10 protein-coding genes and 1 tRNA gene are annotated in these 12,921 nt (G+C 60.3%); 8 read left to right on the top strand and 3 right to left on the bottom strand.

The features are described 5' to 3' along the window. Positions 1–86: 86 nt before the first annotated feature. Positions 87–656: a hypothetical protein gene (locus SJY33_RS03130; protein ID WP_379921084.1), complete on the bottom strand. Its 570-nt coding sequence runs from the start codon at positions 654–656 to the stop codon at positions 87–89. 150 nt (positions 657–806) lie between these two features. Here SJY33_RS03130 and SJY33_RS03125 point away from each other — a divergent pair, with 150 nt between their 5' ends. Both SJY33_RS03125 and SJY33_RS03120 read left to right on the top strand, forming a co-directional pair. Then, positions 807–2,276 (top strand): FAD-binding oxidoreductase, encoded by a 1,470-nt coding sequence (locus SJY33_RS03125; protein ID WP_379921083.1) that lies wholly within the window; start codon positions 807–809, stop codon positions 2,274–2,276. 109 nt (positions 2,277–2,385) lie between these two features. Beyond that, positions 2,386–3,180, top strand: a complete 795-nt coding sequence (locus SJY33_RS03120; protein ID WP_379921082.1) for a SapC family protein — start codon at positions 2,386–2,388, stop codon at positions 3,178–3,180. 105 nt (positions 3,181–3,285) lie between these two features. Here the strand turns inward: SJY33_RS03120 and SJY33_RS03115 are convergent, their stop codons facing one another. After that, positions 3,286–4,263: an N-formylglutamate amidohydrolase gene (locus SJY33_RS03115; RefSeq protein ID WP_379921080.1), complete on the bottom strand. Its 978-nt coding sequence runs from the start codon at positions 4,261–4,263 to the stop codon at positions 3,286–3,288. Between the two features lie 138 nt (positions 4,264–4,401). Between SJY33_RS03115 and cpdR the strand changes: the two genes are divergently transcribed. From cpdR to SJY33_RS03085, 6 genes are all read left to right on the top strand, one after another. After that, positions 4,402–4,791 (top strand): cell cycle two-component system response regulator CpdR, encoded by a 390-nt coding sequence (gene cpdR / locus SJY33_RS03110; RefSeq protein ID WP_379921079.1) that lies wholly within the window; start codon positions 4,402–4,404, stop codon positions 4,789–4,791. A gap of 80 nt (positions 4,792–4,871) precedes the next feature. Further along, positions 4,872–4,946, top strand: a tRNA-Val gene (locus tag SJY33_RS03105). Positions 4,947–5,158: 212 nt separating this feature from the next. Continuing rightward, the gene (locus tag SJY33_RS03100) at positions 5,159–6,382 is read left to right on the top strand and encodes an NADP-dependent isocitrate dehydrogenase (protein ID WP_379921078.1); all 1,224 of its coding nucleotides are present in this window, start codon (positions 5,159–5,161) and stop codon (positions 6,380–6,382) included. Positions 6,383–6,401: 19 nt separating this feature from the next. Then, complete coding sequence (locus SJY33_RS03095) at positions 6,402–8,042, top strand: GNAT family N-acetyltransferase (protein WP_379921077.1); 1,641 nt, start codon at positions 6,402–6,404, stop codon at positions 8,040–8,042. Positions 8,043–8,073: 31 nt separating this feature from the next. Next, positions 8,074–9,837 (top strand): cation:proton antiporter, encoded by a 1,764-nt coding sequence (locus SJY33_RS03090; protein WP_379921076.1) that lies wholly within the window; start codon positions 8,074–8,076, stop codon positions 9,835–9,837. A 50-nt stretch (positions 9,838–9,887) separates the two neighbouring features. After that, positions 9,888–10,061: a hypothetical protein gene (locus tag SJY33_RS03085; RefSeq protein WP_379921075.1), complete on the top strand. Its 174-nt coding sequence runs from the start codon at positions 9,888–9,890 to the stop codon at positions 10,059–10,061. A 17-nt stretch (positions 10,062–10,078) separates the two neighbouring features. Here the strand turns inward: SJY33_RS03085 and alaS are convergent, their stop codons facing one another. After that, positions 10,079–12,736: an alanine--tRNA ligase gene (alaS, locus tag SJY33_RS03080; protein WP_379921074.1), complete on the bottom strand. Its 2,658-nt coding sequence runs from the start codon at positions 12,734–12,736 to the stop codon at positions 10,079–10,081. Between the last annotated feature and the right edge of the window lie 185 nt (positions 12,737–12,921).

The raw sequence follows: 12,921 nt of genomic DNA, 5'->3' as shown, positions 1-12,921 counted from the left end.
CGTGCGACAAGCGCGGCATCGGGCTGCCCGGCCTTTCCTTCAAATGACTACAAAAGTCAAGAAATCGCACCTGACAGCAAGTTTGATCAACTTTCAACCTGGACAAGTTGACGCATGGTGTCGACTTCGCAGCGCGCGCCGGTGCGCGATTGCAGCTTGTCGCGATCCACGCACAAACGCCCGTCCTTGTTCTTCTCGACATAGAAGCCTGAATAAAAGTCACGGGCGCGACACGATTTTTCCAAGCTGACCGAAATCATCCGACGGTCCCGCAGGTAAAGCACCAGACGATTGCCGCTGCCTGTCTGCACGCCAGCGATGCCATCAAGCGGGACGCATTTTTCCTTGTCCCGTTCCTCGAAACGGGGAGCAACCGCGCGCTGTGGCACGTCGGCCAACAGGCTGCGCCGCGTAACCGCCGATTGCGGCGCGATGCGCACCACCACGCGTTGTTCAATTCGAACCTGACGGCTGATCGACGATTGACGCATAGCGGAAAGCGGATTGATTGGCGCGGCAGTCACGGGGCTTTCGGCAACGTCGGCCATGCTGCATCGGGGCGCGGACCGGGCATCCCTGTTCTGACCGTCACCCGTGCTCGCCAACACAGGCACCAACAGCGTCAAAGGCGCCGCAAAGGCCAAGAGGCTGTCCATGATCGGGAAAGATTCTCCTTTGCGACCGATAAGCGCCGCGCATACTGAACCCCGTCACTAGCACCGGCGATTGAACCATGCCTTAACTGGGACGCAATGGCCTGCAAAAGCTGTGGCGAAATGGGCGCCGACTGTGGCATGGGGGACACAATGACAGAGCCCCCCCTGCCCTCAAGCCGCGATGAAGCGGTTGCCCGCTTTCTCTTGAACGCCCGTAACCTTCTGGGCGACAAGGGCTTCACGACCGATCCTGACAAGATGGACTCATGGCTGACCGACTGGCGCGGGCGATACACTGGCCGGGCGCTGGCGCTGGCATCACCGGCATCCAGCGCGCAGGTTGCCGCGTTGGTCACACTGTGCGCTGCGCATGGCATCGCGATCGTCCCCCAGGGTGGGAACAGCGGTATGGCAGGCGGAGCAACCCCCGATGCGAGCGGGACAGCCCTGTTGCTTTCGCTGCGCCGCTTGGATCAAATTCGCAGCATCGATGCGGCGAGCGGTCAGGCGGTTTGTGAAGCGGGTGTGGTGCTTCAAACCCTTCACGAAGCAGCCGAGGCAGCGCGCTTGCGTTTTCCGCTCACGCTGGGAGGCAAGGGGTCGGCCACGATTGGAGGCTTGATCGCCACCAACGCCGGGGGCACGCAGGTTTTGCGCCACGGCACAATGCGTGCGCAGGTTCTCGGTCTTGAGGCGGTGCTGGCATCGGGCGAGCTGGTTGATTTGATGACGCCCTTGAAAAAGGACAATCGCGGCTTCGATCTCAAACAGCTGTTCATCGGGTCGGAGGGGACGCTCGGCATTGTTACCGCCGCTTGCCTGCGCCTGCTTCCCGCGCCGATTGGGCGTGCGACCGCGTGGGTGGGCCTCAACGGGATCATTGAAGCCCGAACCTTGCTGCGGCAGATGGAGCGGGCGCTGGGCGAATCACTGGAAGGCTTTGAGGTCGTACCTGCGCACTGTCTCGAATCGGTGCTTGCGCACCAGCCATCGGCACGCGCTCCCTTGGCGGATCGTCACGCCTGGAACGCGCTTATCGAATGCGCTTCTGCCACCACCGATTCTTCCGGGCTGAACGCCATGCTGGAAACGAGCCTTGGCGCAGCGATGGAGCAGGGGCTGGTCATTGATGCCGTCATCGCCGCCAATGAAACGCAGGCCGACGCTTTCTGGGCGTTGCGCGACGGCATTTCAGCTGCCGAGCGGGCACTTGGCCCGGCGATGCAGCATGATATTTCGGTACCAGTGGACAAGATGCCCGAATTCATCCTTGCGGCGTCTCCCGCGATCGAAGCGGAATTTCCCGGCACCCGTGCGGTCGCCTTCGGGCATCTGGGTGATGGGAATGTCCACTTTCACGTGCTGGCCCCCGCGCATGCCGTGCGCGGCGAGTGGGAAAACACACACGGTAAGGTGGTAAGCGCACGGGTGTATGATCTGGTCGCGCAATGGGGCGGATCGATCAGCGCCGAACACGGCATCGGGCAGATGAAGGTAGCCGAACTGATGCGGCTTCACGATCCGGTGTCACTGGCATTGATGGCCCGGGTGAAAGCAGCGCTTGATCCTGCTGATCTGCTGAATCCGGGGAAACTGCTGCCCGCCGGGGCAAAGCGCTGACCAGCGCCGCTTGCACGCACCGCAGCACTGCCTTAAGGGCGGCGCTTTCGGCGGTGGCACCATGTTCCGTCGAGGGGATTTTCCATCACCGTTTTTCGGAGACGACGTCATGGCCAGCGCGCCGCAACCGCAACTTCCGTTGTTCTACAATGACCTCCTGCCGCTCAACAGCCGCGATCATGCCGACTGGAAAGCCGGTTCGCTTGACAGTGCTGCCTACCTTGCAGCAACCCATGCGATCCCGTTGACATCGGACGAATTCGTTGACGCTCAACGTGACTTTCCGATCGTGTTCACCGCTGGTGAAAATCCGCTTCCGATTGCCCTGTTCGGTCTGAACGAAGGTGTGAACACCTTCGTCGGTGACGACATGAAGCTTAACCAGCCGGTGTACCTGCCTGCCTATGCCCGCCGTTACCCGTTCATCCTTGCCAAGCTTCAGCAGGGCAATGACGACATGTCCTTGTGCTTCGATCCGACCGCTGGCCTTGTTGGCAAGACCGAAGACGGCGTTGCGATCTTCAATGCGGAAGGTCAGCCCACCGATTACACGCAGGGCGTGCTCGATTTCTGCCGTCGTTTTGAAGAAGCCGGCCAGCGCACGAAGTTGTTCATGGACGAACTGGCCAAGCTCGACATTCTGATGGATGGCGAAATCGCGATCACCCGCAATGACATGCCCGACAAGCCCTTCGTCTATCGCGGTTTCCGCATGGTCGACGAAGCCAAGCTGCGTGAATTGACGCCCGAGAAGCTCGATACGCTGGCCAAGAACGGGATGCTGATGCTGATCTATGCGCACCTGTTCTCGCTGAACCTGATGCGCACCTTGTTTGAACGCCAGCTTGCCCAAGGCAAGGTGCCGTTGACGAATGATGGCGGGCCGGCGCCTGTGCTTAACTGATTTGCCGGTGCCGGACGATCCTGTTCGGCAAATCGGTGCAAAAGACATGATGGGCAGGCCGGCATCATGCCGCCTGCCCGTTTTGGCAGGGTCAGATGTTCCGGGCTACTCGGCGGCCTGGCGCTGATTGTCCTGACCGCCAAGCAAGGCCGCCTCTGCGCCCAGTTCCCGCGTTAGGCCTGAAAGGACGGCCGCCATCGCCGGAAGGCCCGGCCCCGGCTCAGCCATCCGTCGATCAAGATAGGTTGCCCGGCAGACCTCGATCTGCATCGCATGTATTCCTGTTCCCGGCATCCCGTGACGGTCGAGAACGTAGCCCCCCGAATACGGGCGGTTCTGCGCCGCTGACACCCCGCGCCGATCCAGATGAGCGAGCGCCCGGCCTGTCAACGCGTTGTGACATGATGCGCCAAACCGATCGCCAAGCACCAGTACCGGCGCACAAGACTGCCCTTCGGCAGGTCGAAGCGGCGGCATCGAATGCAGGTCGATCAGCAAGGCTGCGCCCCATTCGTCGCGAATGCGCTGCAATGCTCCCGACAGGGCGGCGTGATAGGCGCGGTGGATATTGTCGATCCGCTCCACCAGATCGCCATGCGAAAGCCGCCCGCGCCATATTTCGCCCGAACCCGGTATCCGGCGCGGCACCAGCCCCAGCCCGCTGCGCGCCCGTGCGTTGCCGTATTGCCCAGGGCCCGAGGGCAATGTTCCGTGTGGCCGGCCCCCTTCGACCATGTCCCAATCGATATCATCGTCAGCCCGGTTCAGATCAAGCATGGCGCGCGGAGCGTGAGCCACCAGCAAGGCCGCGCCTGTTTCTCGGGCAATGGCCACACCAAGCCGGTCAACATGGCGATCTTCAAGTCGCAATGGCGCCAACACGGGGTCGCGCATTCGGGCAGTGACGGCAGCGGGATAGGCCCTTCCCGCATGAGGAACCGCGATCAGCACCGGCAGGCTCATGCGTGGCGGGGTGGTCAGCGTGAAGGCTGGCGCATCGCCCAGACCCGGCACTACCCCGCCGCTGACCGATGCACGGACAGAAGGGGACAAGGATCGGGAGGGGCCGGGCGGACGAGACATTCTGCCAGCCTTGCTGCAGGGTTTGCGCGATCCTGTCAAAATGTCTTCTTCCCCCCTGCCATCGCCACTGTACTACAATGCGGCGAATTGGTCAGAGCGACAAAGATTTCTTAAACCCGTTCTGCTAGTGCGCCCTTCATGACAGCGACACGCACCCCCCGCATCCTTCTTGCCGAAGACGAAGACGCGATGCGCGCCTATCTCGAACGGGCGCTGACCAACGCCGGTTATTTCGTCAGCGCCGTGGACCGCGGTACCGAAGCGGTGCCCTTGCTGGAAACCGGCGATTACGATCTGCTGCTGTCGGACATCGTCATGCCCGAAATGGATGGGATCGAACTGGCCCAGCGCTGCGCCGAAATTTCGCCGCGCACGAAGGTGATGTTCATTACCGGCTTTGCCGCAGTCTCCTTGCGTGCAAGCCGCGAACAACCGGCGGCCAAGGTGCTGTCCAAACCCTTCCACCTGCGCGACCTTGTGCTCGAGGTGGAGCGCGTTTTCGAAGAAGTTGATGCAGCACGCGGGTAATCGCTTCGAATTGCTTGCGCCGTTCCAGAGCATGCGTTAAGGGCCGCGTCCGCCCCGACTTGGGGCTGATCCGATGGTGCGGGCGTATAGCTCAGTGGTAGAGCACTATGTTGACATCGTAGGGGTCGCAAGTTCAATCCTTGCTACGCCCACCATCGGTTGATTGCGATTAGCCCGCCCTTTGGCGGGCTTTTTTGCGTCTTGTGCAGGTGGGACGCGAGTGGGCGTTGCTTTGCCCCCCTCCCCTTGCAAGCCTGCCCTCCTCTGCTAAAGCCCGCCGCGGGATCTTACACAGCTTCCTGTCGATCACATGTCGCCCTGCGCAGACGATCTGCGTGTTCAGGGCAAGAAGGATAGGGCAACAGCCATGGACAAAATCAAAGTCGCCAACCCCGTCGTCGAACTTGACGGCGACGAGATGACCCGCATCATTTGGCAGTGGATCCGCGAAAGGCTGATCCTGCCCTACCTCGACATCGATCTTAAGTATTTCGACCTTTCGATTGAAAACCGCGATGCGACGGACGATCAGGTCACAGTCGATTCCGCCAATGCGATCAAACAGCACGGCGTGGGCGTGAAGTGCGCAACCATCACCCCTGATGAACAGCGCGTCGAAGAATTCGGCCTCAAGAAGATGTGGAAGTCGCCCAACGGCACGATCCGCAACATTCTGGGTGGTGTGGTTTTCCGCGAACCTATCGTGATCGATAACGTGCCGCGGCTGGTGCCGGGCTGGACCGACCCCATCGTGGTGGGCCGTCATGCCTTTGGCGATCAGTACAAGGCCACCGACACCCTGATCCCCGGCCCCGGCAAGCTGCGTCTTGTCTTTGACGGCGATGACGGCACCAAGATCGATCTCGACGTGTTCGACTTCCCCAGCGCCGGCGTGGCGATGGCGATGTACAACCTCGACGATTCGATCCGAGATTTCGCTCGTGCCAGCTTCAACTATGGTCTCAACCTCGGCTGGCCGGTCTATCTTTCGACCAAGAACACGATTCTGAAGGCCTATGACGGGCGCTTCAAGGACCTGTTCCAGGAAGTGTTCGACACCGAAGGCTTTGCGCAGCAGTTCAAGGACGCCGGCATTGTTTACGAACACCGCCTGATCGACGACATGGTCGCATCTGCGCTCAAGTGGTCGGGCAAGTTCGTGTGGGCGTGCAAGAACTACGACGGCGACGTGCAGTCCGATACCGTGGCGCAGGGCTTCGGCTCGCTTGGCCTGATGACCTCGGTGCTGCTCAGCCCCGATGGCAAGACCGTGGAAGCCGAAGCCGCGCACGGCACAGTTACGCGTCATTATCGCCAGCACCAGCAGGGCAAATCGACTTCAACCAACCCGATTGCGTCGATCTTCGCGTGGACGCGCGGTTTGATGTATCGCGGCAAGTTCGATGGCACGCCCGATGTGGTAAAGTTCGCCGAGACGCTGGAACGGGTCTGCGTCCAGACCGTCGAAAACGGCCACATGACCAAGGATCTGGCGCTGTTGATCGGTCCCGGTCAGGCATGGCAGACCACCGAACAGTTCTTCGAGACAGTCACCAAGAACCTTGAAAAGGAAATGGCGAACTGGGCCTGAGGCCCGGATCGAAAAGGTTATGGCAAGCAAATCGACAGCACGGCTCGAAATCCGTCAGGCCAAGCTCAAGGACGTGCGGGCGATCGGAGACCTCGTCCGCCGCGCCTATGACGATTTGCCTGCCTACACCCAGGGCGAAATTCGGGGTCAGATCAACAATTACCCCGAAGGCTGCTTCGTCGCCAAGTTGGACGGCGAAGTGGTTGGTTACTGCGCCTCGATGCGACTGGACGAACGGGTCGCCTTATCCGATCACACGTGGGAAGAAGTCACCGGCAACGGTTTTGGCAGCCGCCATGATCCCACAGGAGACTGGCTCTACGGCGACGAAATGTGCGTCGACCCGCAGGTGCGCGGTACCCGTTTGGGCCGGCGGCTTTACGAAGAACGCCGGGAACTCGCCGAACAGCTTGATCTGACAGGCATCGTCTTCGGTGGACGGATGCCCGGTTATGCCCGCGCCAAGCGTCGCAAGACCAATCGGGCGGACACGCCCGAAGATTATCTGGCGCAGGTTATCGATAGCAAGATCCACGATCCTGTGCTGCGTTTCCAACTTGCCAACGGTTTCGAGCCTGCGGGCATTCTTCCCAAATACCTTCCCGAAGACAAGGCAAGCCGCGGAAATGCGGTGAAGATGGTGTGGCGCAATCCTTACGTGGATGGCGATGCGCCCCCCAAGCATCGTTTGCCACGCGGCGTCGAAAGCGTTCGTATCGCGACCTGTCAGCTGCAATCGCGCGCAGTGTCGGGCTTCGATGAATTCATGAAGCAGATCGAATATTTCGTGGATGTTGCCGCCGACTACGAAGCGGACTTCATTGTCTTCCCCGAAATGTTCACGCTGATGCTGTTGTCTGCCGAAGACCGTGAGCTTTCGCCGATGGAGGCGATCGAAGCGCTCAGCGACTACACCCCACGAATCCGCCAGCGATTGTCCGAACTGGCGCTGTCGTTCAATATCAACATCATTGGCGGATCGCATCCCACCCGCATGGCCGACGGCGACATCCACAATGTCGCCTATGTGTGCCTTCGCGATGGATCGATCCACGCACAGGAAAAGATCCACCCTACCCCCAACGAAGCGTATTGGTGGAACGTGAAAGGCGGCGATTCGATCGACGCCATTCCCACCGATTGCGGGCCGATCGGCGTGCTGATCTGCTACGACAGCGAATTCCCCGAACTGGCGCGCCGGCTGGTGGATGAAGGCGCACGGATCATCTTCGTGCCGTTCTGCACCGATAGCCGCCAAGGCTACATGCGGGTGCGTTACTGTTCGCAGGCGCGCGCTATCGAGAACCAGTGTTTCGTGGTGATGAGCGGCAATGTCGGGAATTTGCCCAATGTCGCCAATATGGACATCCAATACGCCCAGTCCTGCATCCTCACCCCTTGCGATTTTCCCTTCGCGCGCGATGGTATTGCGGCAGAAGCTTCAGAGAATGTGGAAACGCTGACCATCAGCGACGTGAACCTTGCCGACCTGTCGTGGGCACGAGCCGAAGGCACGGTGCAGAACCTCGCAGATCGTCGTTTCGATCTTTACCGGATCGAATGGGACAAGCGGGTCGGGAACATCAAGGACCCACTCGGCGAACAGCATGTCACCGGCCAAAAGCGCCCGATCGGACCGCATGGCGCGGGCGGCGGATGACATTGCGTGCGCTGCACGCTAGGCAACTGGCGTGGCTGGCGAACTAACCTTCTCTCCGTTCCTGTCTGACGCGCTGGTCATCCTTGGCGCGGCGGGAATCGTAATTCCCGTTTTCGCCCGTTTCCGCATAACCCCCATCATCGGGTTCATTCTGATCGGGGTGCTGGTTGGCCCCTATGGTCTTGGTTCGCTGGTCGAACGAATACCGTGGCTTTATTACGTCACCATCAGCGATCCTGACAGGCTCACGCCCTTTGCCGATTTTGGCATTGTTCTCCTGCTCTTTGCGATAGGGCTTGAGCTGAGTTTCAACCGCTTATGGCAGATGCGCAAGCTGGTGTTCGGGCTTGGCGCGCTTGAATTGCTGATCATCGGATCATCCCTCGCGGCGTTCCTTGGATTGGCGGGCAGCATGGATTGGACCGGGGCGCTCGCGCTGGGCTTTGCGCTGGCCTTTTCTTCAACAGCCATCGTGCTTCCAATTTCCGGGACAAAAACGCCCGTCGGCCGCGCCGCACTTTCAATGCTTCTGTTCGAGGATATCATGATCGTTCCGATCATCTTCATCCTTGGCGCGCTCGCGCCGAATGCGGCCGATGACGGTTGGGGAGGCATGGTCACGACACTTTGGCAGGGCGGTCTGGTCATCGCCGTGCTGTTGATTGCAGGTCGGCTTGCTCTTCCCCGCCTGTTTGCGCAGGCTGCCCGTACCAAAAGCCCCGAACTGTTTCTAGCGGCGTCGCTGTTGGTGGTAATCGGTGCCAGTCTCGCCACGGCGCTTGTGGGTCTGTCCCCCATTGTGGGCGCTCTGATCGCAGGATTGTTGATTGCCGAAACCGAATATCACACCGAAGTCGAACAGATCATGGAGCCCTTCAAGGGTCTTGCCCTTGGCGTGTTCCTGATTACCGTCGGGATGAGCATCAATCTGTTCGATATCGGCGCGCAGATTGGGGTCTTCACACTGGCCGTTGTCAGCGTGCTGGCCTTCAAGGCGATCATCACCGGCGTCCTGCTGCGCCTGATGGGGGCACGGCGCAGTACGGCCGCAGAAACCGGCGTGCTGATGTCCTCTCCATCAGAAACCACCCTTATCGTCCTCGCGGCAGCGACAAGTGCGTTGGTGTTAGACCCGGAAACGGCACGATTTTGGCAGACGGTCACGGCAATCGGCCTGACAGTCACTCCCGTTCTGGCCAGATTGGGTGCGATGCTGGCCCGCCAGGTTGACGGCGTTATCGCTCCCGACGCTGACGAAGATGGAGACGAGCCCCGCACGATAATCGTTGGCGGCGGCCGTGTGGGCCGGTTGGTGGCCGATATGATGCGGGCTCACGGCAAAACCTATGTCATGATCGATGCGAACCCCGATCTGATCACCGAAGCCAAGCGCGACGGATATCGCGCAATTTTCGGCGACGCAGCCCGCGGCGATACGCTCGCCCGGTTAGGTGTTGAAGCAGCGCCTGCCGTGGTTCTGACAATGGACGAACCCGTTCTCGCGCAGCGATTGGTAACGAAGCTGCGCCAATCCTACCCCGATCTTTTGATCGTCGCACGCGCACGCGACACGGATCATGCCGCAGCGATGTACCGTGCCGGCGCCAGCCATGCCGTGCCGGAAACGTTGGAAAGCTCGCTCCAGTTATCTGAAGCCGTGCTGGTCGACATCGGCGTCGCCATGGGCCCTGTGATCGCATCGATCCACGCCAAGCGCGACGAGTTTCGCGAACAACTGGAACGCGACGGAGGCCTTAGCGAAAAGCCGAAGCTGCGCACCAGCACGACGAGCTGAGAAACTTTTACCAGGTTCATCGGCTTATCTCTGGAGAAGGAGAACTTTCCATGAGTAAGCCGGAAAAAACAAACAATCCTGCGGACCGCGGCCCTGAAACGCGCACGGATGCCCCCGATGCTGCGCACAAGAAAGGCCAGCGTGAAGGGGTGAACGAACCCGGTCGCGACATTTCGCGGGGTGCCGAAGGCGACGTTCGACGTGCTTCGGGCATGTCGCGCTGATTCAATCAGGCGGCGGGTTAGCCCGCGATGAGGGCTTTGACCGCTGACATGGCGTTTTGCGCCTTGGCCCCATCGGGGCCTCCGCCCTGCGCCATGTCGGGGCGGCCGCCGCCACCTTTTCCGCCAAGGGCTTCAACTCCGGTCCTAACGATATCAACTGCGCTGAAACGCGAAGTTAGATCGTCCGTGACAGCGGCTGCGATACTTGCCTTGCCATCGTTTACAGCGACGGCGACGGCAACGCCCGATCCCAAGCGCTGTTTGGCAGCATCCAGCAGCGGTCTCAATTCCTTGGGGTCCAACCCGTCTAGGATCTGGCCGCTGAACATTACACCAGCAATATTTTCATCGGCGGGTGCGACGGCCGAAGTTGGCCCGCCCCCGCCGAGTGCCAGCGCCTTCTTCGCTTCGCCCAACTCCTTTTCGAGCCGCTTGCGTTCGTCAAGAAGTGCGGCAAGCCGAACTGGCACGTCGTCGGGCGTCGAACGAATGAGCGATGCCGCAGTCTTCAACGCTTCTTCGCGGCCAATCAGCCATTGCCGTGCGCTTTCGCCCGTCAGTGCCTCGATCCTGCGCACACCGGAAGACACTGCGCTTTCCGACACGATACGGAACAGTCCGATGTCCCCTGTGGCGCGCACATGGGTGCCACCGCACAGTTCTACCGAATAGTTGCGCCCCTCCCCGCCCGGGCGTCCCATTGAAAGCACGCGCACTTCTTCACCGTATTTTTCGCCGAAGAGTGCCAGAGCGCCCGCCGCTACAGCGTCATCTGGCGTCATCAGACGTGTAGTAACTGTCTCGTTGGCGCGGATTTCGGCATTTACTTCGACCTCGACCGCGGCGATGTCCTCCGGTGTCAAGGCAACCGGGTGCGAGAAATCGAACCGCAACCGATCATCGGCCACCATGCTGCCTTTTTGCGTCACATGCCCGCCCAAACGATTGCGCAAGGCTGCATGAACAAGGTGGGTTGCCGAGTGGTTGGCACGAATACGATCGCGGCGTTCGGCGTCGACCTTCATTTCGACGGTATCGCCAACCGCGACTGTGCCGCTTTCAATGATAATGGTGTGAGCGTGGAGCCGGCCCAATGGTTTGGACGTATCGATGACCCGTGCCCGCAATCCATTGACGCTGGAGATTGTGCCAGCGTCGCCGTTCTGCCCCCCGCTTTCGCCATAGAAAGGCGTCTGGTTGGTAAGCACCGTCACTTCATCGCCAGCGTCCGCGCTTGCCACCTCAACGCCGTTTTTCATGATGGCGGTGATCCGGCCCTCTCCGCTGGTGGACGCGTATCCAGTAAATTCGGTCGCGCCTTCGCGTTCGGCGATATCGAACCAGACCTCGCCCGAGGCCGCATCGCCTGAACCTTTCCACGCCGCCCGCGCTGCGGCCTTCTGGCGCGCCATTGCCGTATCGAAACCTGCCCGATCAACATCGATACCACGCGCACGAAGCGCATCTTCGGTCAGATCGTATGGGAAGCCGTACGTATCATAGAGGCGGAAGGCGATCTCACCGTCAAGCTCGCCCCCGTTCGACAAGTCTCCGGTGGCCTCATCAAGTAGCTTCAAACCCTTGTCTAGGGTCCGGCGGAACTGGGTTTCTTCGCGTTCAAGAACCTCGGAGATCAAGGCCTGACCGCGGACCAACTCGGGATAGGCCTGCCCCATCTCTGTCACCAGAGCCGGAACCAGACGATGCATCAAGGGATCGGCAGCGCCGAGAAGATGCGCGTGGCGCATCGCGCGGCGCATGATCCGGCGCAGCACATAACCGCGCCCTTCGTTCGATGGCAGCACGCCATCGGCCATCAGAAAGCTGGTGGACCGCAGGTGATCCGCGATAACACGGTGGCTGGATGCAGCATCGCCGTTTGCTGCAACACCGGTGATCGCTTCTGACGCTGAGATCAGGGCCTTGAAGGTATCGGTGTCGTAGTTGTCATGAACGCCCTGCAACACCGCCGCGACTCGTTCGATCCCCATCCCGGTGTCGATCGAAGGCTTGGGCAAATCTCGCCGGGAGCCATCTGCCTGGCTGTCATATTGCATGAAAACCAGATTCCAGATTTCGACAAACCGATCGCCGTCTTCATCGGGGCTGCCGGGAGGGCCGCCGAAAATATGATCGCCATGATCGTAGAAGATTTCCGAACATGGACCGCATGGCCCGGTGTCGCCCATCGACCAGAAATTGTCAGCAGTGGTGATACGGATAATGCGTTCATCGGGAAGTCCGGCGATACGCTTCCACAGGGCATAGGCTTCGTCATCGGTGTGATACACTGTGACGGTCAGCCGATCCTTGGGCAGACCCCATTCGCGCGTCAACAATGTCCAGGCGTGTTCGATCGCCTGTTCCTTGAAATAATCGCCGAAGGAGAAGTTACCCAGCATCTCAAAGAACGTATGGTGACGCGCCGTGTAGCCGACGTTGTCGAGGTCATTGTGCTTGCCGCCTGCGCGAACGCATTTCTGCGACGAGGCCGCACGGGGCGACGGCGGCGTTTCAAGACCAGTGAAAATGTTCTTGAAAGGCACCATGCCAGCATTCACGAACATCAGAGTCGGATCGTTGTAAGGCACAAGCGGCGCCGAAGGCGTGGCCGCGTGGCCAGCCTTGCTAAAATAGTCGAGAAAAGAGCGGCGGATTTCGTTCGTCGATGTCATGGCTGTGCAGTTAGGCAACGCAACGGATTTAGGCAATGGAGCGCGGATGCAAGAGCATATCGAGCGTTGCAGCCGTGTCACAGATACGCACGCAATACCGTCTCTGTTTTGAACTTCCCTGTTCGCAGCCGCAACCTTCAGAAGCCCGAACGCGAAACGCCGGCTTGCGGCTTTGGGAAAAGCGC

This window comes from Erythrobacter sp. R86502 (assembly GCF_042466465.1).
Lineage (GTDB): Bacteria > Pseudomonadota > Alphaproteobacteria > Sphingomonadales > Sphingomonadaceae > Erythrobacter.
The sequence above is the reverse complement of the archived record's forward strand: the minus strand, read 5'-3'. Positions and strand labels throughout refer to the sequence as shown.

Excerpts from the sequence above, each read along its gene's own strand:
- SJY33_RS03130 (WP_379921084.1), bottom strand. The coding sequence starts at position 656 with ATGGACAGCCTCTTGGCCTTTGCGGCGCCTTTGACGCTGTTGGTGCCT.
- SJY33_RS03125 (WP_379921083.1), top strand. The coding sequence starts at position 807 with ATGACAGAGCCCCCCCTGCCCTCAAGCCGCGATGAAGCGGTTGCCCGC.
- SJY33_RS03120 (WP_379921082.1), top strand. The coding sequence starts at position 2,386 with ATGGCCAGCGCGCCGCAACCGCAACTTCCGTTGTTCTACAATGACCTC.
- SJY33_RS03115 (WP_379921080.1), bottom strand. The coding sequence starts at position 4,263 with ATGTCTCGTCCGCCCGGCCCCTCCCGATCCTTGTCCCCTTCTGTCCGT.
- cpdR (WP_379921079.1), top strand. The coding sequence starts at position 4,402 with ATGACAGCGACACGCACCCCCCGCATCCTTCTTGCCGAAGACGAAGAC.
- SJY33_RS03100 (WP_379921078.1), top strand. The coding sequence starts at position 5,159 with ATGGACAAAATCAAAGTCGCCAACCCCGTCGTCGAACTTGACGGCGAC.
- SJY33_RS03095 (WP_379921077.1), top strand. The coding sequence starts at position 6,402 with ATGGCAAGCAAATCGACAGCACGGCTCGAAATCCGTCAGGCCAAGCTC.
- SJY33_RS03085 (WP_379921075.1), top strand. The coding sequence starts at position 9,888 with ATGAGTAAGCCGGAAAAAACAAACAATCCTGCGGACCGCGGCCCTGAA.
- alaS (WP_379921074.1), bottom strand. The coding sequence starts at position 12,736 with ATGACATCGACGAACGAAATCCGCCGCTCTTTTCTCGACTATTTTAGC.